Origin of the sequence: Winogradskyella costae (assembly GCF_013403865.1) — a bacterium.
GTDB lineage: Bacteria > Bacteroidota > Bacteroidia > Flavobacteriales > Flavobacteriaceae > Winogradskyella > Winogradskyella costae.
Genome location: NZ_JABFDK010000001.1, coordinates 1,498,345 through 1,523,485, shown reverse-complemented (window position 1 = coordinate 1,523,485; position 25,141 = coordinate 1,498,345). Strand labels below are relative to the sequence as shown.

General features: G+C 33.5%; 24 protein-coding genes and 1 riboswitch. Of the genes, 10 read left to right on the top strand and 14 right to left on the bottom strand.

Annotated features, from left to right (window positions below):
• Positions 1 to 6: 6 nt before the first annotated feature.
• The 4 genes from HM986_RS06525 to HM986_RS06510 all read right to left on the bottom strand — a co-directional run bounded on the left by HM986_RS06525 (position 7) and on the right by HM986_RS06510 (position 3,827).
• Positions 7 to 2,079, bottom strand: a complete 2,073-nt coding sequence (locus tag HM986_RS06525) for a tail fiber domain-containing protein (protein ID WP_179334230.1) — start codon at positions 2,077 to 2,079, stop codon at positions 7 to 9.
• Positions 2,080 to 2,115: 36 nt separating this feature from the next.
• Entirely contained in the window at positions 2,116 to 2,631 is a 516-nt protein-coding gene (locus HM986_RS06520) for a DUF6252 family protein (RefSeq protein WP_179334229.1), read from the bottom strand.
• Positions 2,632 to 2,635: 4 nt separating this feature from the next.
• Positions 2,636 to 3,118: a T9SS type A sorting domain-containing protein gene (locus tag HM986_RS06515; protein ID WP_179334228.1), complete on the bottom strand. Its 483-nt coding sequence runs from the start codon at positions 3,116 to 3,118 to the stop codon at positions 2,636 to 2,638.
• 145 nt (positions 3,119 to 3,263) lie between these two features.
• On the bottom strand, positions 3,264 to 3,827 hold the full coding sequence (locus tag HM986_RS06510) for a hypothetical protein (RefSeq protein ID WP_179334227.1): 564 nt from the start codon (positions 3,825 to 3,827) through the stop codon (positions 3,264 to 3,266).
• A 185-nt stretch (positions 3,828 to 4,012) separates the two neighbouring features.
• On the opposite strand from HM986_RS06510, the gene HM986_RS06505 reads away from it, so the two are divergent.
• Entirely contained in the window at positions 4,013 to 4,564 is a 552-nt protein-coding gene (locus tag HM986_RS06505; protein WP_179334226.1) for an RNA polymerase sigma factor, read from the top strand.
• Between the two features lie 2 nt (positions 4,565 to 4,566).
• Entirely contained in the window at positions 4,567 to 5,283 is a 717-nt protein-coding gene (locus HM986_RS06500) for a tetratricopeptide repeat protein (protein WP_179334225.1), read from the top strand.
• Positions 5,284 to 5,286: 3 nt separating this feature from the next.
• On the opposite strand, the gene HM986_RS06495 is transcribed toward HM986_RS06500, so the two are convergent.
• On the bottom strand, positions 5,287 to 8,319 hold the full coding sequence (locus HM986_RS06495; protein WP_179334224.1) for a CHAT domain-containing protein: 3,033 nt from the start codon (positions 8,317 to 8,319) through the stop codon (positions 5,287 to 5,289).
• 286 nt (positions 8,320 to 8,605) lie between these two features.
• Entirely contained in the window at positions 8,606 to 9,175 is a 570-nt protein-coding gene (locus tag HM986_RS06490; protein WP_179334223.1) for a DUF3109 family protein, read from the bottom strand.
• Between the two features lie 171 nt (positions 9,176 to 9,346).
• Between HM986_RS06490 and HM986_RS06485 the strand changes: the two genes are divergently transcribed.
• The 3 genes from HM986_RS06485 to HM986_RS06475 are packed head-to-tail and all read left to right on the top strand — an operon-like array spanning position 9,347 to position 10,745.
• Positions 9,347 to 9,928 carry a MarC family protein gene (locus HM986_RS06485; protein ID WP_179334222.1) on the top strand — a complete coding sequence of 194 codons (582 nt, stop codon included), beginning with the start codon at positions 9,347 to 9,349 and terminating at the stop codon, positions 9,926 to 9,928.
• Between the two features lie 11 nt (positions 9,929 to 9,939).
• Positions 9,940 to 10,140 carry a hypothetical protein gene (locus HM986_RS06480; RefSeq protein ID WP_179334221.1) on the top strand — a complete coding sequence of 67 codons (201 nt, stop codon included), beginning with the start codon at positions 9,940 to 9,942 and terminating at the stop codon, positions 10,138 to 10,140.
• Positions 10,140 to 10,745: an NAD(P)-binding domain-containing protein gene (locus HM986_RS06475; protein ID WP_179334220.1), complete on the top strand. Its 606-nt coding sequence runs from the start codon at positions 10,140 to 10,142 to the stop codon at positions 10,743 to 10,745. Before HM986_RS06480 ends, HM986_RS06475 begins: the two co-directional genes overlap by 1 nt.
• Positions 10,746 to 10,749: 4 nt before the next feature.
• Here HM986_RS06475 and HM986_RS06470 read toward each other — a convergent pair whose 3' ends face one another.
• The 3 genes from HM986_RS06470 to HM986_RS06460 all read right to left on the bottom strand — a co-directional run bounded on the left by HM986_RS06470 (position 10,750) and on the right by HM986_RS06460 (position 13,511).
• Positions 10,750 to 12,360 (bottom strand): S41 family peptidase, encoded by a 1,611-nt coding sequence (locus HM986_RS06470; protein ID WP_179334219.1) that lies wholly within the window; start codon positions 12,358 to 12,360, stop codon positions 10,750 to 10,752.
• A 1-nt stretch (position 12,361) separates the two neighbouring features.
• Positions 12,362 to 12,814: a deoxycytidylate deaminase gene (locus HM986_RS06465; RefSeq protein WP_179334218.1), complete on the bottom strand. Its 453-nt coding sequence runs from the start codon at positions 12,812 to 12,814 to the stop codon at positions 12,362 to 12,364.
• A 106-nt stretch (positions 12,815 to 12,920) separates the two neighbouring features.
• The gene (locus HM986_RS06460; protein WP_179334217.1) at positions 12,921 to 13,511 is read right to left on the bottom strand and encodes a HupE/UreJ family protein; all 591 of its coding nucleotides are present in this window, start codon (positions 13,509 to 13,511) and stop codon (positions 12,921 to 12,923) included.
• Positions 13,512 to 13,646: 135 nt separating this feature from the next.
• A riboswitch (SAM riboswitch) is annotated at positions 13,647 to 13,770 on the top strand.
• A 99-nt stretch (positions 13,771 to 13,869) separates the two neighbouring features.
• Between HM986_RS06460 and HM986_RS06455 the strand changes: the two genes are divergently transcribed.
• The 4 genes from HM986_RS06455 (at position 13,870) to metF (ending at position 19,839) form a co-directional block, all read left to right on the top strand.
• Positions 13,870 to 15,039 carry a trans-sulfuration enzyme family protein gene (locus HM986_RS06455; RefSeq protein WP_179334216.1) on the top strand — a complete coding sequence of 390 codons (1,170 nt, stop codon included), beginning with the start codon at positions 13,870 to 13,872 and terminating at the stop codon, positions 15,037 to 15,039.
• 60 nt (positions 15,040 to 15,099) lie between these two features.
• Positions 15,100 to 16,101, top strand: coding sequence for a homocysteine S-methyltransferase family protein (locus tag HM986_RS06450; RefSeq protein WP_179334215.1), 1,002 nt, complete (start codon positions 15,100 to 15,102; stop codon positions 16,099 to 16,101).
• A 27-nt stretch (positions 16,102 to 16,128) separates the two neighbouring features.
• A complete protein-coding gene (gene metH, locus HM986_RS06445; protein WP_179334214.1) occupies positions 16,129 to 18,804 on the top strand; it encodes a methionine synthase in 2,676 nt (891 codons plus the stop codon).
• A gap of 81 nt (positions 18,805 to 18,885) precedes the next feature.
• Positions 18,886 to 19,839: a methylenetetrahydrofolate reductase [NAD(P)H] gene (gene metF / locus HM986_RS06440; RefSeq protein ID WP_178986112.1), complete on the top strand. Its 954-nt coding sequence runs from the start codon at positions 18,886 to 18,888 to the stop codon at positions 19,837 to 19,839.
• A gap of 4 nt (positions 19,840 to 19,843) precedes the next feature.
• On the opposite strand, the gene HM986_RS06435 is transcribed toward metF, so the two are convergent.
• The 4 genes from HM986_RS06435 to HM986_RS06420 form a co-directional block, all read right to left on the bottom strand.
• Positions 19,844 to 20,674 (bottom strand): DMT family transporter, encoded by an 831-nt coding sequence (locus HM986_RS06435; protein ID WP_449441498.1) that lies wholly within the window; start codon positions 20,672 to 20,674, stop codon positions 19,844 to 19,846.
• 41 nt (positions 20,675 to 20,715) lie between these two features.
• Positions 20,716 to 21,231, bottom strand: a complete 516-nt coding sequence (locus tag HM986_RS06430; RefSeq protein ID WP_179334212.1) for a LacI family DNA-binding transcriptional regulator — start codon at positions 21,229 to 21,231, stop codon at positions 20,716 to 20,718.
• A 3-nt stretch (positions 21,232 to 21,234) separates the two neighbouring features.
• Positions 21,235 to 21,903 carry a bifunctional 4-hydroxy-2-oxoglutarate aldolase/2-dehydro-3-deoxy-phosphogluconate aldolase gene (locus HM986_RS06425; RefSeq protein ID WP_179334211.1) on the bottom strand — a complete coding sequence of 223 codons (669 nt, stop codon included), beginning with the start codon at positions 21,901 to 21,903 and terminating at the stop codon, positions 21,235 to 21,237.
• Positions 21,904 to 22,019: 116 nt separating this feature from the next.
• Complete coding sequence (locus HM986_RS06420; protein ID WP_179334210.1) at positions 22,020 to 23,066, bottom strand: sugar kinase; 1,047 nt, start codon at positions 23,064 to 23,066, stop codon at positions 22,020 to 22,022.
• Between the two features lie 147 nt (positions 23,067 to 23,213).
• Here HM986_RS06420 and HM986_RS06415 point away from each other — a divergent pair, with 147 nt between their 5' ends.
• Entirely contained in the window at positions 23,214 to 24,233 is a 1,020-nt protein-coding gene (locus tag HM986_RS06415; protein WP_179334209.1) for a LacI family DNA-binding transcriptional regulator, read from the top strand.
• 122 nt (positions 24,234 to 24,355) lie between these two features.
• Here the strand turns inward: HM986_RS06415 and HM986_RS06410 are convergent, their stop codons facing one another.
• Positions 24,356 to 25,120, bottom strand: coding sequence for an SDR family NAD(P)-dependent oxidoreductase (locus tag HM986_RS06410; RefSeq protein WP_179334208.1), 765 nt, complete (start codon positions 25,118 to 25,120; stop codon positions 24,356 to 24,358).
• Positions 25,121 to 25,141: the final 21 nt, after the last annotated feature.

Genomic DNA, 25,141 nt, shown 5'->3' with positions numbered 1-25,141 from the left:
AATTATTTAGTTGGCACTACTTAAACTATTCCCTTTGTTTTTATTTAATTCTGCTGTATACTCTAAAGTTTTTACACGTTTTAAAATCTCAGCTAACGCAACATCTTTGGTAGTGTTTGTTGTTTTTAAAGTTTCTATCTGTGTTTGTTGCTCTTTTATGGCGTTTATGAGTACTGGGATTAATTCCAAATAACTTACTGATAACGTTTTTTGTTCATCATCCTGCTCAGTTACAATCTCTTTAATGATTCCTTGTACGTCTTGAGCAATTAACCCTAAAGATTTATACTCTTGTGTTTTGTGTTTCCAATTATAAGCTTTTGGTTGTAATTGCAAAACCTCATCTAAACCATAAGATAAACTTTCGATATCTTTTTTAAGGCGTCTATCTGAGTAATTATTAAAATCACCAAAAACAGTAAGATCTTCTGTATAAATTTTTTCATCTACAGTAATTTGTTTACATATAGTAAATCCGTCCTCTAAAATCGAAAAAATAACCTCTCCAGCACCTGATTTTATTTCAAATTCTCCGTCTTCATTGTTATCACTATCTAGTTCAATAACTACAGCATCATTACTTCTAATGAATACATCGCTACCAGCATAATTTGGATCTGAAGAAATTATCCCGTTATCACCCGACGCACTATTAGACGTACCTCCCAAAATAAGATCTGGATCTGCATTTGCCGCACCTCTAACAGGCGTTCCGTTTAATAAAATATAGTCCTCTTCATTAACCTCAAAGAGAAGATCTCCATCACCAGCTAATATCTGAAACTGGCCAGTTTCATTATCATCAATATCTAACTCTATAACTACAGCATCGTTACTTCTAATAAAAATATCACTACCTGCATATTTAGGGTCTGAAGAAATAATACCGTCATCTCCTGCTGTGGTGTTTGCAGTACCACCTAGAATTAAATCTGTTGTGGTTGGGCTATTGAAATAACTTCTAGCTTCCGTAGTTCCATTGAATCTTAAAATATTATTATCAAATTCACCGTAGATTAATGGGTTAGACGTACCGTTATTAGAAATATAAAGTTTGCTGTTTCCTGTTTCAAATTTTCCAGCTTGATAGCCCAAAGCTACGTTACCAGAACCGATTATATTATTGTCAAGGGCATCAGAGCCTAATGTTGTATTGTGAGAACCTGTTTCATTAAGCGACATGGTAGAAGTTCCAACTGCAGTATTTAAATAACCTGTAGTATTAGATCGAAGTGCAAAACTACCTACAGCTATGTTATTAGAACCTGTAGTATTTTGATTAAGAGCAAAATGACCAATTGCTGTCACCTGATTTCCATCGGTTAATAATGGTAAAGCTTCATTACCAATTGCAGTATTCTGAGAACCAGAAGTCTCTGCATTTCCAGAAGAATTACCTAAAAATATAGACTCACTAGATGTTTTCCCATCAATTAAATCATTTATCCTAGAAACAGAACCACTTGTCGCATTATCTACATAAGTTTTTACTGCTTTTTCTGTTGGTAGAGCTGTATCACTATTACCTGCCAAAGTAGCGTCAGTTGAAAACTCGTTTATATATGCTCCTTGTGGTGCTGTGCCTCCATTTGGTGTAACTCCTAGACTTCCTTGTATAACAACATTAGTTACTCCATTTTGAATGAAACCATTAGTAGAATCACCACCACCATACCATAAATTATCTCCAGATTTTAGTGAACTTAACGCAAATGGAACAGCTTTTAACTCAGTAGTTCCAATTTCTAATCCATTTAAAGAAACGGTTATATAACTAGCATTAAATCCAAAATCATTAGGATTATAAACTCCAGAAACTAAGGTACCATTACCAATTTCAAGACTAAAAACACCATTGGCATCGGTAGTTGGGTTGTGTGTTTCTATATAGCTAGCTGTTGCTGTTTCGCTACCAAATTTTAAGGCTATTTGTAATGCTATAGCTGTTTCTGAGATAACCTCTCCAGAGGCATCACTTGCCACACCTTGATAGTTAATAAAGTTTGATTGTCTATTTTGAGCATAACTGGTTAAGCAAATGCATAACGCAAATGCTATAGTTTGTAATATTTTTTTCATTTGTTAATGATTTAGATGTTTTATAATTGATTTGAATTAAAAGTAGAGAACATCAATATTAAATTCGCCTTCGGTAAACTCGTAAACCTGTGGCTCATCGTCTCTTGTATATGTAAAGAAAAAAGTTCCTTTTACATTACGCAAAACAGAGCTAATTTGCTCGCTACTTGTAATGGTTACACTGCCTTGCATTGCAGTGTACGTACTTAAAGCTGGATTTGTATCATTGAGTCTATATGTAGAAATAACCTGAGTATCGGTATCTCCTGTTGCCGTATAAGTACCTAACTCTACACTTGGTATCGTAATGTCTACATTTTCGCCATTATCTTTTGTAGCCGTTATACTAAAAAAATTAACTCCTACTGAGCCTATTGCTATAACATCGTCTGGGGTAAATTGCCCATCATTAACTCTGGCGAAAAATTCTACATCGCTTCCTCCGTCATCATCTGGTGCATCTGAATCATCAGAAGAACAGGATACAAATGTCATTGAGATAAAAAGAGCTACTAAAATTGTTTTTGTGATGTTTAAAAATTGTGTTTTCATAATTTTATTTTTTAATAATTTTAAAAGTTTTTATTTTATTTGAGTCCTTAAACTGAAGCTGTATCATGTATACTCCATTATTAAAAGCACTAACATTTAGAGTTTGTAATTCAGAATTTGTAGTCTGTTCTGTTATTAATTTCCCTGTAATATCATAAATTGTTGTTGTAACCTGTTCTGTGTTATTTGGCATACTTATATGCACACTGTCTGTAACAGGATTAGGAAATATTTTTACGGCAGGACTATCAATTAATGTTTCAATAGAGAGTGTTTCATTAGTTACAGCTCCGGCTAAAAAACCTTGACTAATACTAACGGTTGTACTTTTTAAACCAACTATAGGCTCTCCAATTGTTGTTGTTAATTTGTGCGATGCATTACTAGAGGTATTTCCTGCAGTTGCAACCACTTGCTTATCTATACTTTGTGCAGAAGCTAATAGCATAAAGCCAATAGAAAAAATCATTGTAAAACGTGTTTTCATGAGAATTGAGTTTGTGTTCATTTCTCTTTAGTGTTCTAATTAGATCTAGGTAAACATAGAAATTGCATTTTTTTTTAAAAGCAACCTCATCTTGTATTATCATTTCAAAAAAACACTAACCAATAAATGGTTAAAAAAACAACTCTTACTCTATAGTTTTAACTAGAGCTTCCATTATTGCAATGGCATCTTCCTTTGCAGATTCCTTTTGGCTATTCATTAGCAAGCTGTATCTAACATCATTTTTCATCACCAGTACACTTGCTCCATTAAACCATGGAAAGAAATAAGCTTCATCTCCTAAGCCTTCTATTTTAGACCATCCTTTTTCATTCTCTAATTTCCAATCTAAACTAAAGTTGTTATGTTTTCTAGGCTGGCCTTTCAAAATTAATCCCATACGATCTTCACTAGACGTAAATGTAATTTCGCATTCTGGTGTTAAACGATCTGTTGCCTCTTTCGTTTTTATTTCAGTGGCATCAGGGAAAACGGATTTTATAATATCTATATTTAGTATCTCACAAAATGGTGCCCCATATTGCTCATAACTTTTGCCTACTAACTTAGAGTTTGTTTTAGGCGCTTCTTCTATTATTTCAGTTGTAGTGTTTTTTATTTCTTCGTTCTCTTTATCAGAAACCGATTGATTACATGAAGTAAACCCTAAAACCAAACTGAGAACCACTGCCTTTTTAAAAAATTTCATAATTATATGTTTTCAATAGTGACGATTAATATGACTTTTAAAATTGACTACCATTCTAGTAAGTTTCAAAGCCATTATATTCATTTCTCTTTAGTGTCCTTATTATCAAAAAGGTAAACATGTCTTGGTTCTTTTTTATATTTTTAATTTATGTTGTTTACTTTTGAAAACTTAATGACACTAATATGGTAGATAAGGTTCTTGTTGAAGCTTTAAAAAAACGAAATTCAGAAGCACTGAAATCCGTTTATTTAGATTACAAGGCAGCTTTTATTGGATTTGCAAAAAAATATCCTTTAGATGAAGCAACGATTATTGATATTTATCAAGATGCCATTATTGCGTTGCATGATAACGCTGTTGATGGAAAATTAGACCATTTAAAAAGTGAATTAAAAACCTATCTCTTTAGTATTGGAAAATACATGATTTACAAAAGGTTGAAGCAACAAAAAAGTATGTATTCAATTGATGAGGATACAACTTTAGACAGCTTAAAAATAGATACTGATTACACTATAGATTTAATAGAAGATCTGTCTGAAGATCAGCAAAAATTACAAATGGCCTTTAAAAGTTTAGGTGAAAAATGTAAAGCCATATTAACGCTATTCTATTACAGAGGTTTTACTATTGATGAAATTACAAATGAATTAAACTATTCTAATAAAGATGTAGCAAAAAGCCAAAAATCGCGTTGTATAAAATCCCTTAAAGACCTGATTTTTAAACCCTAATTATGACTAAAGACAAACTCATAGCGCACTATTTTTCTAAAACGCTTTCCCCTGAAGCGCAAAAGGAATTTGACCATTTATTGGCCACAGATCCTGAATTTAAAAAAACGTTTAAATTCCAAGAGAATCTTAAAACGGTTATCAAAAAAGATACACAAACACAACTAAAAGAAGAACTACAGTCTTTTGAAAATTCTACAAAAACATCGTCAAAAACATATATAAAATGGCTTGTTGCCGCTTCCATTATTATACTATTGGCACTGCCTAGTTTTTGGTACTTTGGATCATCAAGTTTAGATAACGACGCTCTTTTCGCTAACAATTTTACACCTTTTGAGAATGTAGTGCACCCAATAGTACGTGGAGAAGCCTCTGATGATTTAAAATCAAAAGCTTTTATTTCTTATGAAGCTAAAGACTATAAAGAAGCACTCAATTATTTTGATGCTATTTTAAAGGAAAGTGACAATGCTACTATTTCGTTTTACAAAGCCAATGTTTTATTACAATTGAATAAGAATAACGAAGCTATAAAAATATTGGAACAGAATAATGAGCTACCACAAAAACTAAAAGTCCAACAGCAATGGTACTTAGCACTAGCTTATATTAAAACTAATAACACTAAAAAAGCTAGAGTGAGTTTGAACACAGTGATAGAAAATGGTACTTATAAGAAAAATGCCGCTGAGCAACTATTAGAACAATTGGATTAGAAGTTATGCCGCTTGCTTCTTCTTACTTTTAAAAAATACAAAAGCTAATAGCACTAATCCAAAGCCTCCTAAAAAATACCAAATATCATCCGATTCTTTAGTTGCAATATATGAAATATCACCAGAAACAACAAAACCAGCCCAATAATAAGGATGCTTTAATAATTCATTTTCCGTAGTATTTAGATAATCTTGTTTTGCCAATTGTAATGCTTCAGATTTATCAGAACCCTCTTTAAGATGCTTATAAAATGCAATCATAATTTCTTGTGTAGCATCATCTGGTGCGCTCCACAAACTTGATAATACGGAAGGTACTCCTGCAGCTGTAAAAGCGGTATTCATAGACACAATACCTTTTCCTGTTTTCAACTCTCCAACTCCTGTATTACAAGCACTTAAAACCACCATGTCTGCATTGAGATTTAAGCCATATAATTCTGAAATGTAAAGTTCATGATCCTCATCATCGTCCGAAAACACTAAACTACTCAACTCAGAGTCGTCATCGTTTAAAAAGGAATGCATTGACAAATGCAAAATAGAATAATCAGGAGACAATGATTTAAATGATCCTTTTGACGCTTTATCATTTACATAAACATCACTATTTTCAAATAGCTTAGAGATGGAAGAAACTTCCTTTAAAGCTCCTTCTAAATGATAAGGCTCACCTCTTACTGCTAGTTGCTTATCTGATGGAGCAAACAATGCATATGAAGGAGCAAATAAAGCAATTTTTCCGTTTTTTTCATTGTTATGTATGGGAGAATTTATAAAGCTTAAAGAAGATGCATAACTCACTTTCGTTTCATTAAGAATGTAGTCGTTATTAGTCACTAAAAGCTCAAATGGTAAATAATGTAAAATACCATCTGGTATAATATGAACATTATCAATAGCCAAAATATCTACATCTTTGAGTAAAGTGTTATATAGACTTTCAGAATGTTGCTTTATAGTTGCAACTGGAACATTGATGTCCTTTAATTCAGAAACAAGACCTTCAACTTTAGAGCTTAAACTCTTGTAATCCCCTATTTTTTTAATTGCTATTTTATTATCGTAACAGAGGACTCTAAATAATTGGTTGTCTACAACTTTAAACTTAATAATATAACGATCTTTAAAGGTTTCAAGATTTTGAAGCGGATGTGCTATATTAACTAGCTTAGAAATATTAAAACCATCTTTCTGCAATTGTTCTTCAATAGACTTGAGTTTTACATTTTCTTCAAAAATAAGCTGGCTTAAGCTATCTGATTTCGTCGTTATATTTTTCTTTTTTAAATACGTAATATTTGATCGTATTTGTTGCTCTTTTTCAACTGTTAAATCTGCCTCAGTTTTTCCTGATGTTATTCTATTTGCGAGAAAGGTGTTTAATAAAAATTTAGCTTCAATAGCTTCCGTAAAATTCAAGAAACGAATTTTATCTTCCTCTCTAAGAAGTCCTTCAGAAGCTTTATTGTAAAAATATAATCCTATTTGATCATAGCTTTTTTTAAGTTTATCATTTAAAAATTCTTGGTTAAAATTAGATTCAAATTGTTTTAAAGCTAACACATGTAAATTATGGTTTATCTTATCATCTTTAAAAGGCGCGTCATTAAGATCATTTACAACTTCTAAAATAAGTTCTGTATCGTTTAAAACAAGACTTGGTGTAAACTCATTATATGTAATTGTTTTAATATCTAACGCGTTATTGGCATCAGAAAAACCATGAATCAATTTATTAATATAACTGTACGCTACATCGCTATTATTGTTTTTTAAATTTAATGATGCATTAAGGATTAGTATATCTTTTTTAATAAACTGGGGTAAATCTTCTACAGCCTCTAACGCTTTTAAAAGTTCTTCTGCTTCAAGAAATCGCTGTTGATCGATATAAATATTAATTCTTGCTATTGTAAACTCTTCTTCAAATTTATCAAACCTTAAGTTTTTATGAATCTTCAAACCTTCATTCAGATATTCTAAAGCTTTATCATTATCCCTAAAACCGTAATATTTTGCAAGTATAATGTGCGCTGTTGCATAAAAGTCCGACTCAATATCATCTAATGTGTGTTTAGAATTTATTTTCTTCATTTCCTCAAAATGATAAAGCACAAAATCTTCTTGTCCTGTTTCTCTGTAAATTTCCATTAAGGCAGAATGAAATTGCAGTTCTTTTTTCACTCCTATTTTACCCATTCTATAGCGTTGAGCCTCTTCTCTATTATTTAAATAGATGTCTAGACCTTTATTTAAATAACCTGCTGCAATTTTGTAATTACCTTGACGCTTTTCATATTCTGAAAGATCATTATATACACCTAATAAATAATCTAAGTTAGGTCTACTAACACTATTAAATAAGGCTTCTGCTTTTTTTACATATTTTAATCGTTCAGAAGGAATATTTAAAAAATTGTAGTGATAAACCATGGCCAAATCTTTATAAACACTGGCCATTACATTGGTGTCTTTTGCCGTCATAAAACCATAAAAACGCTCTGCTTCCTTAAATACCTCTACCGATTTATTAAGTTTACCAACTTCTCGAGATATAACGCCAGAAGTGTGTAAACCTTTAAATAAAACTAAAGAATCAATAGTCTCACATTTATAATGATATGCTATAGATTTACCGACATAGACTTCTGTATCCTCCATGTTGCGAATAAAATTATGCGCAATAATATACATGCGCCTATATGCTTGGTAAAGTCGTTCTGGTTTTGCGTTGCGTGCTTCGAGTTCTAAAATTTGAGATTGAAGCGCTTTATAAAGCGGTTTATTAATTTCAGGATTGTCTACATAACGTTCATTTTTACTCGTTGCTAACAATAAATTTAAAAACGGAATGGTATCTTTTTGAGTTACCGCAGCTAATTCAATTGCTTTCTCTCTTGGCGCTATTACAACATCAAATTGAAATTGTACCTGCAGAGAATCTGCTATTTTTGTATACTCTTGCCAAGTAGTTTGGGCTGGCAAAGTAATAAAAAAGACAAGTGAACTTAAAATAAGGTAGATGTGTTTCATAGCTATAGTCACTTTTTAAAATGCTACTAAAGAACCCAACAAAAATTAGATCTGTAGGTTCATATTAGAGTTTTAAAAGTCTAATATACTACTTATAAGGAATTTACTTGTTTTTTTGACTTCTTTTATAAGTGAATAGGCCTACTTTTGAAATTCTACCCAATCACTATATTATTTAAAAAATCACAGGAAAGGTTTGGCTTATGCAGAACTTAACACGGATGAATTAAGCATTCCTTTAACTGAAGCTAATATAACTTATACATTTATTTAAGCAACTTAATTATTACTTCTTCATTTTTTCGGCCACCTTCTCCAACTCAGCATACCAATCTTCTCCAAACTTTCTAATCAATGCTTCCTTTACAAATTTATAAACAGGCACTTGCAATTCTTTACCCAAAGAACAGGCATCGTCGCAAATTTCCCACTTATCATAATTAACACCAGAAAACTCTGTATAATCCCGCACTCGTATTGGATACAAGTGACAAGACACCGGTTTTTTCCATTTAATCTCTCCTTGATTATAGGCTTCTTCTATGGCACAAAGTGCTGTTTTTTTCTCATCAAAAATAACATACGCACAATCTGCACCATTGATTAGTGGTGTTTCAAAATCTCCAAAATCATTAGTTATTGAAGTCCCTTGAGACTCTATAGCGTCAATACCTTCTTTACGAAGAAATGGCTTTACTAATGGATAAATATTTTCTAAAATTTTGACCTCATCTTTTTCTAAAGGAGCACCTGCATCACCGTCGATACAACAGGCACCTTTGCATGCCGAAAGATTACAAACAAAATCCTTTTCTATAATGTCTTCTGAGACTATGGTTTTTCCGAGTTGAAACATGCCGCAAAAATACTTAAACTTAACGGTAATTTTCCATTGAAAATCTTTAATAATATCGCACCTTTGCAAAAAATTTCAAAATCGATACTAAAAACAGACTATTAAGTATTTAAAATCCAATATCTTATAGTCCATTTTTAGAAATTATAAAATATTTAAAATACTAAAAAAATGCAACTGAATTTTAAAGAAATAGTTACAGCTTTCATGATTCTCTTTGCGGTGATTGATATCATCGGAAACATTCCAATCATTATAGATTTACGTAAAAAGGTAGGCCATATACAAAGTGGAAAAGCCTCTATTATTGCCGGTGTAATAATGATTATTTTCCTTTTCGTAGGAAAAAGTTTATTAAGTCTCATCGGTATAGACGTCAACTCATTTGCTGTTGCTGGTGCCTTTGTCATATTCTTTATTGCTTTAGAAATGGTTTTAGGTATTACCCTCTACAAAGATGACGAACACAGTTCGGTTACGGCTTCCGTTTTTCCATTGGCATTTCCATTGATGGCAGGACCAGGAACATTAACAACATTATTATCGTTACGGGCAGAATTTGCTATTGAAAATATTATTGTTGCTGTAATTAGTAATGTCGTTGTTATTTATATTGTCTTAAAAACATCATCAAAAATAGAGCGTATTATAGGCACAAACGGAATTAACATTATAAGAAAAATATTTGGTGTAATTTTGTTAGCCATCGCAGTAAAGTTATTTGCTCATAACATTAAAGCTTTATTGGCTTAAATTTTTTAAACATGAAAGTAGTTACACTTATCCTATCAGTTGTTGCCTTGGCGCTTATTATTTTCAACACGACAAAATTAAATTTTGATGCTCTTTTGCAAGACGAAAGTCAAACAGCTCTAATTACAATTGTAGCTGCACTTTGCGCACTTATATTATTGCAAATTCTAAGAGTTTCTAAAAAAATTGAAAAATTAAGTAAAGGGCGCTAATGAATTATGATGCTTTAATTATCGGTGGTGGAGCAGCTGGCTTGTCTTGCGCTTTGATTTTAGGCTCTGCTAAAAGCAAACCTTTTGCCGAAGGCAAACATATCGGCATTATCGCACATCAAAAAGCATCACATCTTCAAGATGCCTTATTTAATAATGTCTTAGGATTGCAACCTGGCACGTTAGGTTCGGATATTTTAACGGAAGGAAAAACACAATTGACAGCGCTATATCCTCATATTTCTCAAATTGAAAATGAAAAAGTAAATGAAATTAAGAAAAACGAAGAGGGTTTTGTAATTAAGACCAACAAAAATAGCTATTATTCAAAAATCGTTGTTATTGCAGTTGGCTATACTAATTTAATGACCATAGATGGTCTTGAAAGCTATATAGAACCACACCCAAGAGCTGCTATTGAAAAAGATAGAATTTGGCTAAAAAACACTGATCATCTTATTGAAAAAAATCTATACGTTGCTGGTACTTTAGCTGGTTGGCGTAGTCAATTTGCCATGGCTTGTGGTAGTGGATCGCATGTGGCTACTGACATTTTAACCCTGTGGAACGATGGTAAACAAACCAAGATTCACGATAAAATCTAAAGATTTAGTCTTGCTTTAAACTTGGATATTCTGTACTTAATAGAATCACTTCTTGCACCATAATATCGTCTTTATTCAATATTTCTTCAAAGGCATTATCATCATATAACTGCTGTGCCAATGTGGCTTTTATTATGCGTTTTATTTCAGCATTATAAACAGTAAAACTAATATTAGTGCTCTCCCTTATGTTAATGTAATTTTGAAAACCTATCACAATATCATCACTCACTTCAAAATTATTAATAAAATCATACTTAGAAATATCTTGGTATATCGTGCGATCTTTGTCCAATTCTTCAAACACAAAATAACCAAAATGTCCTCGACGTCTTAAATAATTGATGGTCTCATTATCAAACAAGCGATCTACTGGCACAAATACATCCGGAATTATCCCACCTCCTCCATAAACCACTTTACCTTTTGGTGTTGTAAATTTTAAAGAGTCATCAACAATGATGCTTTCTTCATCTACTAATTCTCCGGTTCTTAAACGTTTATAGTAATCGTTATAATATTTTTCACTTTCACCATTCGTGTAAGGTTTTTGTATTGAGCGCCCTGTGGGTGTATAATATCTAGACACCGTTAACCGTACAGCACTACCATCGCCTAAAGCCATTTCGCGCTGCACTAAGCCTTTTCCGTAAGAACGTCTACCAACAATAATTCCCTTATCGTTATCTTGTAATGCACCTGCAATCACTTCACTTGCTGACGCAGAGTTTTCATTGATAAGGATGTAAAGTTCCCCCTCTTCAAAATCACCTCTTTTGGTAGCGTAGATGCGTTCTTCTTTACCTCTTTTATCTTTTGTAAACAATATAAGCTTATCATCTTCTAAAAACTCATCAGCAATTTGCTCCGCAATACCTAAGAAACCTCCAGGATTATCTCGCAGATCTAAGGCTAATTTAGTAGCGCCAAGATCCTTCAATTCGCTAAGAGCCAACTTAAACTCTTTAAAAGTAGACTCTGCAAAACGATTCATTTTTATATATCCTAAATCATCCGTAAGCATATAAGCCGCGTCTATACTTTTTATAGGAATGGCTTTTCGTTTAACATCAAACTCTAATAAGTCATTCTCTCCTTTTCTATAAATTGTAAGTTTTACGTTTGTATTTTCATCTCCTTTTAGCTTTTCACTTATAAAATCGGTAGAAATATCAGGACCATAAAGCGTATCCCCATCGGCTAAAAGTATACGATCTCCACTCATAACACCAGCACGCTCACTCGGCCCATATTCCGTAGGCCTTATAACTGCTATACTATCTTTATAAGCATAAAAATTAATGCCTATACCTACAAAATCACCTTTCATATTTTCAGTAATACGTTCTAAGTCTTCTTTAGGTATATAAGTTGAGTGGGGATCTAAATTGTGTAAAATACCATTAACTGTAACATCGACAATACTGTCTGTATTTACTTCCTCTACGTATTCGTAATCTATATAATCTATTAACCGATTGAGTTTATCTTTTTTGCTATTTGTAGTGAAGAGATTATCTGATGTGTCAGAAAAATTTAATTTTCCACCTATAATAACGCCAGCCGCTATTGCAACACCAATAATAAGTGGTATGTATTTATTTTTTGTGGACATACTATTTCCCATCAGAATGGAAATCTGCGTTTAAGTCTTCTATAAGCTCTAATTCAATACCTGCTTTTCTAAGAAAATCAATCCCTGAGCAATCCTTATAATCTTGTTGGTAAACAACTCTTACGATTCCTGCTTGATGAATTAATTTACTACATTCTTTGCAAGGTGAAAGTGTAATATATAATGTTGCTCCTTGGCAAGATTGTGTGGATGATGCTACTTTTAAAATGGCATTAGCTTCTGCATGCAATACATACCATTTGGTATAGCCTTCATCATCTTCGCAATAGTTTTCAAAGCCTGTTGGCGTACCATTATAACCATCAGAAATAATCATTCTATCTTTAACAATAAGGGCACCTACTTGTTTTCGCTTACAATGAGATAATTTCCCCCATTCTTTTGCAATTCGTAAATAAGCTTTATCGTAGCGTAATTGTTTTGCCTTTGACATTAATAATTAGTGTTATACAAACGTACCATGTACGTAACGAAGATAAACGGATAGTATTTTATATGCTATTACCTTCTCGTTAAAGTTTTACCAAACTTTTTTTGGCTTATTTTAGAAAATCGCTCTCTATAATCATCGGAATTACAAGCCCTACTACAATAGCAGAAATAACCATCACCCAATCGCGACGCGAAAACCTAAAGACTGTTTGGCATAAAAACCCTAAAAATAAGACAATAAAAACAATGATGACTTGAGCAAGTTCAATCCCTAATGCGAATTCTATAAGAAGTTCAAGTTTATTTTCCGATTGACCCGAAAACATTTTAAATTCTCTTGCAAACCCTAAACCATGTACAATTCCAAAAAACAAAGTTGTAAAAAACAACAAACCAATCTTACCCGTTTTTGATTTTTTACCTGCAGTAAAGACGTTGTAAAGTGCCATTATTAAAATAGTAACAGGAATTAAAAACTCTACTAATTGACCATTAATACTCACAACACCATAAGCTGCCAAAACTAATGAAAGCGTATGACCTAACGTAAATGTGGTCACTAAAAGAAGCACACGTTTCCATTCATTAAAAACGTATGGTACTGCCAATACCATTAAAAAAAGGACATGGTCATATCCATTAATATCTAAAACATGGTTCATGCCGTATTGCACATTAAACCAGAAATTTTCTAACATAATAATTTTATTTGGGTAAATCAAAGTTACAATTAAAATGCAACAAGTCTTAATTAAAATAAAGTGAATAAAATTTGTGTAATCCTATTTTCTTTCGGAATATTGTAACTTACAAAGTTCAAACAACTTATTGAAATGTTATCAAGAAAGGTGGAGGGATTAGACCCTTTGAAACCTTAGCAACCCTTAAACTTATTAAGAAGGTGCTAACTTCTACGTTATTGTCGATTCATTTATCGCGCAATTGGATAGATAACCCAACATAATTACACATCTGTAATTAATATTCTTTATAATATTTTCTATACATACGTCTGCAGCGTTTTTAAGTTTATTGATTTGCTTAAATTATTAGAAAATGAATACCAAACACATTGAAACACAAGCGATACGAACACAAATAGAGCGTTCGCAATTTTTAGAACATTCTAATCCTTTGTACCTTACATCGAGTTATGTTTTTGAAGATGCTGAAGATATGCGCGCATCGTTTGCTGACGAAAAACAACGTAATATTTACAGTCGCTATTCTAACCCTAACTCATCAGAATTCGTAGAAAAGGTGTGTCTAATGGAAGGTGCAGAACGTGGTTACGCTTTTGCTTCTGGTATGTCCGCCGTGTTTTCAACTTTTGCAGCATTACTCGATGCTGGCGATCATATCGTTTCTTGTCGTAGTATTTTTGGTTCCACTCAAACGCTATTTAACAACATACTACCGAAATGGAATATTTCGAGCAGCTATTTTAAAATTGATGAATTAGATAAAATTGAAAATCTAATTCAACCTAATACTAAAGTGATTTATGCTGAGAGTCCTACAAATCCTGCTGTAGACATTTTAGATTTACAACGTTTAGGCGACATTGCAAAAAAGCACAATCTTATATTTATAATAGACAATTGTTTTGCAACACCATACTTGCAGCAGCCTATAAAATTTGGTGCCAATTTAGTGATTCATTCGGCTACTAAATTAATGGATGGACAAGGCAGAGTTCTAGGAGGTGTCACTGTTGGTAGTGCAGATTTAATCCAAAAAATATATTTATTTTCAAGAAATACAGGTCCTGCTTTATCACCATTTAATGCCTGGGTTTTATCTAAAAGTTTAGAAACCTTACCTGTTAGAGTCGATAGACATTGCGATAATGCATTAAAAGTTGCGACTTTTTTAGAGTCTAACGAGAATGTGAATTTTGTAAAATACCCATTTCTAAAATCGCATCCACAATACGAATTAGCAAAAAAACAAATGAAACTAGGAGGCAATGTTGTTGCTTTTGAAATAAAAGGAGGCATTGAAGCAGGCAGAAAGTTCCTTAACTCCATTAAGTTATTATCACTTTCAGCAAATTTAGGTGATACACGAAGTATTGTAACACATCCTGCATCTACAACACATGCAAAAATACCAGAAGATGTCCGTTTAGAAACAGGTATAACTTCAGGATTAATAAGAGTATCTGTTGGCTTGGAACATCCAGAAGATATTATTAACGATTTAAAACAAGCTTTAGAAAACTAAGGTTAGTTCGAGTGATTTTATGCCATCGGAATAAAGTTGCATCGAGAACACACACATATTATGAGCACAATAACAGACGAATTACAAAAACGAATCTTGGTTCTCGACGGAGCTATGGGAACCATGCTTCAACAATACAATTTTCAAGAAGAAGATTTTAGAGGCGAACGTTTTAAAGATTACCCATCCCCTTTACAAGGAAACAATGACTTATTATCATTAACACAATCTGAAGCCATTGCAGAAATTCATGCAAAATATTTCGAAGCTGGTGCAGATATCGTAGAAACCAACACCTTTTCCGGGACTACCATTGCTATGGCAGATTATGACATGGAAGATTTAGTATACGAACTGAATTATGAATCGGCTAAAATCGCAAAACAAGTCGCTGACAAATTCACAAAAGAAAACCCCGAAAAACCGCGTTTTGTTGCAGGAAGTATTGGCCCTACAAATAAAACAGCGAGTTTATCACCAGATGTGAATCGACCAGAATATAGAGCGATAACTTTTAATGAATTACGCATCGCCTACAAACAACAAGTTGAAGCCTTAATTGACGGTGGTGTTGACATGCTTTTAGTCGAAACTATTTTTGATACATTAAATGCAAAAGCAGCTTTATTCGCCATTGAAGAAGTAAAAGAAGAACGCCATATTGATATTCCAATAATGGTTTCAGGAACCATAACAGATGCTTCTGGTAGAACATTATCTGGGCAAACGGTCGAAGCATTTTTAACTTCAATTTCACATATTCCATTATTGAGTGTTGGATTTAATTGTGCACTTGGTGCGCAACAATTAAAACCTTATTTGCAAAGACTTTCTAACGAAACGGAATTTTTCACTTCGGCACATCCAAACGCAGGTTTACCAAATGCCTTTGGAGAATATGAAGAAACACCGAAGCAAATGCAACAATATATTGAAGACTATTTAAAAGATGGATTAATAAATATAATTGGTGGTTGCTGCGGTACGAGTCCTGACCATATAAAAGCAATTGCTGAAGCTGCCAAAAACTACGAACCAAGAAAAATTGTCATTTCTGCATAACCAGGAATCTACTTTTAAAAGACTGACATGACTGAAACAAAAAAATACCTTACCCTTTCTGGTTTAGAACCCTTAGTAATAACACCAGAAAGCAACTTCATTAACGTTGGAGAACGCACAAACGTTACTGGTTCTCGAAAATTTCTTCGACTTATAAAAGAAGAAAAATACGATGAAGCTTTAGAAGTCGCAAGAGATCAGGTTGATGGTGGCGCACAAATTCTGGACGTTAACATGGATGAAGGGATGTTGGATGGTGTTTATGCCATGACGACCTTTTTAAATTTGATTGCTTCAGAACCCGATATTTCTCGAATCCCTTTAATGATAGACAGTTCTAAATGGGAAATCATAGAAGCTGGCTTACAAGTAGCTCAAGGAAAATGTGTAGTAAATTCTATCAGTTTAAAGGAAGGTGAAGCCCAATTTAAACACCATGCAAAACTCATTAAACGTTATGGAGCTGCTGTAGTCGTGATGGCTTTTGATGAAGATGGTCAAGCCGATAATTACAATAGACGGATCGAAATTTGTAAACGTTCGTATCATATTTTGGTAAACGAACTTAAATTCCCTGCTCAAGATATCATCTTTGATCCCAATATTTTCCCGGTGGCTACAGGTATGGATGAGCATCGCAGAAATGCACTCGACTTTTTTGAAGCGACCAAATGGATTCGTGAAAATTTACCATATGCTAACGTTTCTGGAGGGGTAAGTAATGTCTCTTTTTCTTTTAGAGGAAACAATATTGTGCGAGAAGCGATGCATTCTGCCTTTTTATATCATGCGATTAAAAATGGTATGAATATGGGAATCGTCAACCCAACAATGTTAGAAATTTATGATGAAATTGACAAAGATTTATTAGAGCGCGTAGAAGATGTTTTGTTTGACAAACGTGATGACGCCACTGAGCGTTTATTAGATTTTGCTGAATCCTTAAAAGGACAGAAAAAAGAACATGAAGAAAAGGTATTAGAATGGAGAAGTAATCCTTTACAAGAACGAATTACACATGCCTTAGTTAAAGGTATTGATGCATTTATTCTTGAAGATGTGGAAGAAGCACGTGTAGCTTCAGACAAACCAATTCATGTTATAGAAGGTCATTTAATGATTGGCATGAATGTGGTTGGTGATTTATTTGGAAGCGGTAAAATGTTTTTACCTCAAGTGGTAAAATCGGCACGAGTAATGAAAAAAGCGGTAGCTTACCTTCAACCTTTTATTGAAGCCGAAAAAGATGGAAAACAAGAATTTGCAGGTCGTATTTTAATGGCCACCGTAAAAGGCGATGTGCATGATATTGGAAAGAATATTGTAAGCGTTGTTTTAGGCTGTAACAATTACGAAATTATTGACCTTGGTGTTATGGTTCCACCAGAAAAAATAATAGAAACCGCAATAAGAGAAAAGGTGGATATTATTGGGTTGAGCGGATTAATTACACCATCACTTGATGAAATGGTTTATGTTTCTAAAGAACTCGAAAAGCAAAACGTGAAAATCCCTCTTATTATTGGAGGCGCAACAACCTCTAGAGCACATTCGGCGGTAAAAATTGCACCACATTACACAAATACTGTTGTTCATATCAATGATGCATCGAGAGCAGTAACTGTCGTTGGAGATTTACTCAAAAAAGACAGCAAAATATATAAAAATCAGATTCGTGAGGAGTACGATTTGTTTCGAGAGCAATTCTTAAAAAGAACCCGAAAAAAAGAATATTTAACGATAAAAGACGCGCGAAAAAACAAATTTAATATTGATTGGAATACTTCTGAAATCGTAAAACCAAAACAATTAGGGATTCAAGTTATTGAAAATTTTGATATTACAAAACTTGAAGATTTCATTGATTGGTCGCCTTTCTTTAGAAGTTGGGATTTACATGGAAAATATCCAGCGATTTTAACTGATAATGTCGTTGGAGAACAAGCCACAGAATTATTTGCCGATGCAAAAGTATTATTGAAACGTATTTTTGATGAAAAGCTTTTAAAGGCAAAAGCCATTTTTGGTTTGTTTGAAGCCAATACGATTAACGATGATGATATTGAGATTAAGGATACTTCTGGTAAAATAGTAGATACATTTTTAACGCTACGTCAACAATCTAAAAAATCAGAAGGAAAACCAAACATTGCCTTATCAGATTTTATAGCACCAAAAGCAACAGGAAAACAAGATTATATGGGTTGTTTTTGTGTCTCAACAGGTTTTGGAACCGCAGAACTAGCAGCTCAATTTGAAGCAGAGCACGATGATTATAATTCTATAATGATTAAAGCACTTGCCGATCGTTTAGCTGAAGCTTTTGCAGAATACTTACACAAAGAAGTTAGAATTAACCACTGGAATTACACCAATGACAACAACCTAACTAACGATGATTTAATTAAAGAGAACTATAAAGGAATTAGACCAGCACCTGGTTATCCTGCTTGTCCTGACCATTTAGAAAAGAAAACTATTTGGAACCTTTTAAAGGTCAAAGAAAATATTGGAGTTGAACTCACAGAAAGTTTAGCCATGTGGCCAGCCGCCAGTGTAAGTGGTTATTATTTCGCAAACCCTGAAGCTAAATATTTTGGATTAGGAAAAATAAAAGAAGATCAGGTTGAAGATTATAGTAAACGTAGAGATATTTCGAATGAAGAAGCAACGAAATGGTTGAGTCCTAATATTGCGGATTAACAGTAATTCCTGCACAAGCAGGAATCTATTTTATAATATAATTAGTAATTAAAAAGATTCCCACTTTCGTGGGAAGTGCGTATGAAAGTAACAGATCACATAAAAAACGCCAATGGAAAAACGTTATTTTCCTTTGAAATTATTCCACCTAAAAAAGGAAATAGCATTCAGCAATTGTACAATAATATTGAGCCTTTAATGGAATTTAACCCACCTTTTATAGATGTTACAACCTCTAGAGAAGAATACCTCTATATTGAAAAAGAGGGGCTTCTAGATCGCAAGATTACACGTATGCGACCAGGAACTGTTGGTATTTGTGCTGCTATTAAACACAAATATGACGTTGATACGGTTCCGCATGTATTGTGTGGCGGATTTACAAAAGAAGAAACAGAGTATTTGCTTGTAGATTGTCATTATCTAGGTATAAATAATGTGATGGCCTTACGAGGAGATGCGATGAAGCATCAACAATATTTTGAGGCTTGTGATGGAGGACACCAATTTGCAAAAGGTTTGGTGAGTCAGATTCAAAATCTTAATAAAGGGCAGTATTTACATGATGTTCTTGAGGCTGATGACAAATCTGATTTTTGCATTGGAGTTGCTGGTTATCCTGAAAAACATATTGAATCACCATCTTTGAAGACGGATTTAAAACGTCTAAAAGAAAAAGTAGATGCAGGAGCTGATTACGTAGTTACGCAAATGTTTTTTGACAATAAAAAGTATTTTGAATTTGTCGCAGCTGCTAAGGCAGAAGGGATTAATGTACCTATAATTCCTGGTATTAAACCTATTGCCGTAAAGCGCCATTTACAGTTATTACCACAAGTTTTTAAAATTGATTTACCTGAAGATTTAATAGAAGCTGTAGATGGTTGTAAAAGCAATGAACAAGTGCGGCAAGTTGGCGTAGAATGGGCTATTCAACAATCTAAGGAATTACAACAAGCAGGTGTTCCTGTTTTGCACTACTATTCTATGGGAAAAAGTGACAATATAAAAGCGATTGCGTCTGAGTTGTTTTAGTATTCTATTTTTTCTTTGTCACAACGTTCAACGTTAAGCCCAAGACAATAAGTAAAATTCCCAAAACCGTCCAAATGGTATAAATTTCGCCAAACCAGAATAAGCCGATGATCATGGTAAAAATAACCTCTAGATATTTAAGTGGTGCTATTTGATTGGTCTCGCCTACTTGCATGGCTTTGGTCATGTACAATTGCGCAAAATAGCCAAAAACACCTAAACTTAATAATACTAGCCATTCTTTACCAACAGGATTTACCCAATCGGTAATGGCCAACACACCACCAATAACAGCTGATATAATCATAAAATAATTGACTACAACTACTGGGTGGTCTCCACTTCCAATTTTTCGTATAGTGATGTAAACTAGTCCTACAAACACCGCCGAAATTAAAGCAAACACAATACCCTTAATATCTGTTTCGGTATCAAATCCTTTTAGCACAAGGACACCTATAAATGCAATTAGGAAAAATAACCATTGAATAGGTTTTATTTTTTCCTTTAGAAATAGCAAGGCAAAAAATGCCGCAAATATTGGACCGATATACCGAATGGAAACCGCTGTTCCCATGGCAATATATTTTATAGACAAAAAGAATAATGTCATTGAAATAAGCCCAAATATACTTCGCATTATTAAGAGTCCTTTTTTATTTCCTAATAGCGAAATTTTATTCTTCAATAAGAATGGCATCGTAAAAAACAACGATCCGATAGATCTAAAAAAAACAATTTGATAAACACTAAAATGGTCTAAATACTTCACAAAAGCATTCATAAATGTAAATGCAAAAGCGCTTATAACCATATATTGTATTGCTTTTTTCAGAGCAGTAGGATTTTGAAGTTATGATGCACAAAAATAAAGTTTTATCTATCTAATAAATTTATTAGACAACTATAAGATAATCGATTAATTTCGTCTACTGATTGATTGTAGTCAATATAAAGTAATTCAATAGGAAATGAATGATTAGTATATTCTGGTTTCTGCTTGTCTTGTGCCGAAACAACGATAATACCATCAATAGAGCCGTCACTAAGACTCTTTATATAATTTAACTCCTTTGTTTCAGAATTGAATGATTGATAAAACAAAACTCTATAGCCTAAGTTTTCAGCCGACTTTTGTAGTTGACATAGCGATTGACTGAAGCACGCCTCAGTAACTTCGGGGACGATTACCGCAATAGAGCCCGTTTTTTGCATTCTAAGAGAAACAGCATAACTATTTGGTACATAGTCATACTGTTTAGCTATAGTTTTTATTGTTTCTCGTGTAGCCTTACTAATATCTAGCTTATTATTTAATGCTTTAGACACTGTAGATATAGAATACCCAGATAAAGACGAAAGTTCTTTGATAGTTACAGCTGACGATTTCAATAATTATGATTTTAAAGCACTAATAATACTTAATGCATTTCTTGTATCTGATTCAATTTTTGCTAAATCGTAGCTACCATCTGCACCTTTTGCTATCAATTGAGACCCCATACCAACACATGTTACTCCGGCTTTAAACCAACCTTCTAAATTTTCTTTTGTTGGCGATACTCCACCTGTTGGCATAACGCTTGTCCAAGGTTGCGGCCCTTTAATGGCTTTAACAAATGCTGGACCATAGATATCTCCCGGAAATAATTTTACAACCTCACATCCTAATTCTTCGGCTCTACAAATTTCAGTTAGTGTTCCACAACCTGGTGACCAAGCGACTTTACGTCTATTACAAACAATGGCGATATCTTCTCTTAAAACAGGTGTTACAATGAAGTTGGCACCCAGTGCCATAAAACGAGAGGCAGATGCTGCGTCAGTTACAGAACCAACTCCCATAATCATGCCTGGCAATTCTTTAAGTACCCATTTGTTTAACTCACCAAAAACTTCGTGAGCAAAATCTCCTCTTGCTGTAAACTCTAGTAAACGTGCACCACCATCGTAAGTAGCTTTGATTACTTTTTTACTAATTTCTATGTCTGGATTATAAAACAAAGGCACCATTCCGGTTTGTTTCATAACATTTGCGACTTCTATTCTTGTATAATTTGCCATAATCTTATCTTAAATCGCCCCTATTCTTCAGTTGATCTTACGAAATCATTTTAGCGATGCACGTACGTTCAACACAAGCTTTAGAAGGATTTTTATTTTTATTGATTAATATTTAATTAACGTGCTACACGCCCAGATGCATCACCTCCCATTAGTTTTTCAACCTCAGAAACAGTAACTAAGTTAGCATCACCTTTTATCGTGTGTTTTAAACATGATGCCGCAACAGCAAAGTCTAACGCGTTTTGATCATCTTCAGGATATTTTAGCAAACCATAGATTAATCCACCCATAAATGAATCTCCACCACCTACACGATCCACAATATCTGTAATTTGATACTGACGCGTTTCGTACATTTTTTTACCATCGTACAATACACCAGCCCAAGTATTGTGTGATGCAGAAATTGAACCTCTTAATGTCGTAATTACTTTTTTAGCTCTTGGAAATTTTTCCATCATTTGCTTACAAACGGATAAGAATGCTTCTGCTTTTACATCGTGCCCTTGCGTTGTAATATCTAAACCTTCTGGCTTTATATTAAAATGTTTTTCAGCATCTTCTTCATTTCCTAAAATAACATCACAATACGATGTTAATTCTGTCATTATTTTCTCTCTGTGAGCTTCATCACAAAATGTCCAAAGTTTAGCTCTGTAATTTAAATCTGTAGAAATCGTAACACCCATTTCGCTAGCTATTTTTACAGCTTCTAAACATGCATCTGCTGCACCTTGAGAAATTGCTGGAGTAATACCTGTCCAATGAAACCAGGCCACATCTTTAAAAACAGCTTTCCAATCTACCATTCCTGGTGTAATTTCAGAAATTGCAGAGTGTGCTCTATCGTAAACTACTTTAGAACCTCTACTTACAGCACCTGTTTCTAAGAAATAAATCCCCAATCGGTCTCCACCATAAATAATTTTATCGACACCAACTCCTCTTTTACGCATTTCCATCATCGCACATTCTCCGATATCATTCTTTGGTAACCTTGTTACAAAATCAACAGGTACACCATAGTTTGCTAAAGAAACTGCAACATTAGATTCTCCACCACCATAGATGGCATCAAAATTATTAGCTTGAGAAAATCTTAAAAAACCTTGAGGTGCTAATCTTAGCATAATTTCTCCAAAAGTGACTACTTTTTTCATTCTGAATATTTGTTTATTTAGTTATAAAATCTTTATTTGCTTAATCGATTAAGCAACGTAGTTAAAAATAAATCAAAACCTAGCAGCTTTGATTCTTATAGTTAAAATACTATATTTGCTTAATCGATTAAGCAAATATATAAAAACTTGGCGAATAAAAAAAGAACAACTCTAAAAGACATTGCTAGCAAGCTAAACATTTCACCTGCAGCAGTTTCCAAAGCAATGCATAACGATTCGCGAATTAGTGATAAAACGAAGCGGGCCGTTAAGCGTGTTGCTAAAGAACTCGATTACCAGCCTAATCATTTGGCAAGTGCCTTAAGAAAGGGAAAAACCAATTTGGTAGGTGTTATTGTGCCTCGAACTAATAGTAACTTCTTTTCTTCCGTTTTAGAAAACATGGAGGCTGTTCTTAACAAAGCCGGTTACAACATCATCATTACCCAATCTAACGAATCTTTTGAAAAAGAATGTAAAAATATAGATACGCTTTTATACACTCAAGTCGATGGTATTATAGCTTCAATGGCTAATGAAACTGTTGATGTATCGCATTACGAAAAAATAAAGTCTAATGGTATTCCTTTAATACTATTTGATCGCGGGGAAAACGATCTTAATGTAGATTACGTTGGTATTAATGATTATGATAGTAGCCATGTCATCGTTGAGCATTTGGTTGAAAAGGGGTGTAAACGCATTGCTCATATAGGTGGCTATAGGCGAACACGAATTTTCAATAATAGAATTAGAGGTTATGTTGATGCTTTAAAGAAAAATAAGCTTCCTATTGATGATACGCTTATTGTTGAATGCTCTCTTACACTTGAAGATGGTAGAATTGAAATGGAAAAACTACTTCAATTAAAAAATAGACCAGATGCAGTTTATGCTGCAAGTGATAATGCGGCCCTTGGAGCCTTACAGATTTTAAATGAGAATCGCATACACGTCCCTAACGACATACGACTAGTTGGTTTTGGTAATGAACCTTTCACATCTTTGGTAAGTCCATCTATTACAAGTATTGATCAACACAGTAAGGATATAGGACGTATTGCAGCAGAGACCTTTTTAAATCATGTTTCTAAAGGTGAGATAAAACAAAGCTTAAATAAAATCATTTTAGATGCGGAATTGATTGTCAGGGATTCTTCAAAATAAACCCAAGCATTAAAACAAAAAAAAGGTGGTTAAATTTTAGTTCAACCACCTTTTATTATACTACAGAATCAAAGTAAACTTTAGAAAAACACCGAGTTCACATTGATATAATACTGTTTTTATTAAATACCTAATGCTTGTCCACCACCAATTTGGATAGTTTCAGCTGTAATAAAAGCAGCATCTTTACTTGCTAAGAAAGAAATAACACCAGAAACATCTTCTGGCTGTCCTAATCTTCCTAACATAATATTATTGGCCCAAGATGCAAAAACTTCTGGCTTAGTCGCTTTAATTTGAGCGTGGAAAGGTGTGTCAATAGTACCTGGTGATACTGCATTTACTCTAATTCCGTATTCAGCCAAATCTTTTGCTAAAGCTCTAGTAATTGCGTGAACACCTGCTTTAGACGTACCGTAGATACCTGCACCAGGTCCGCCAGCAGTCCATCCTGCATTTGATGTATAATTAATAATAGAAGGATGCTCTCCTTTTTTCAAGAACGGTATAGCCGCTCTTGATGCAAAAAACACAGAATCTAAGTTCAATGCCATTACATTTCTGTAAAATTCAGTGGTCATTTCCTCAAAACGAGATCTACCACCTAAACCACCTGCATTGTTTACAAGTACATCAATTCTACCATATTTCTCACCAATTTTAGTGATATTTGAGGTTACTTGCTCTTCATTTGTAACATCAAAACCAAGATACTCAGCTGTGATTCCAGCTTCTGTAAGCTCCTTTACTTTTTCTACTCCAGTTTTGTCATCAATACCGTTTAAAACAACTGTATATCCATCTGTACCTAATCTCTTTGCTACTTCAAAACCTATTCCGCCTGTAGCTCCTGTTACTATAGCTACTTTTCCTTTGTTATTACTCATTTTTATTAATTTAATATATAA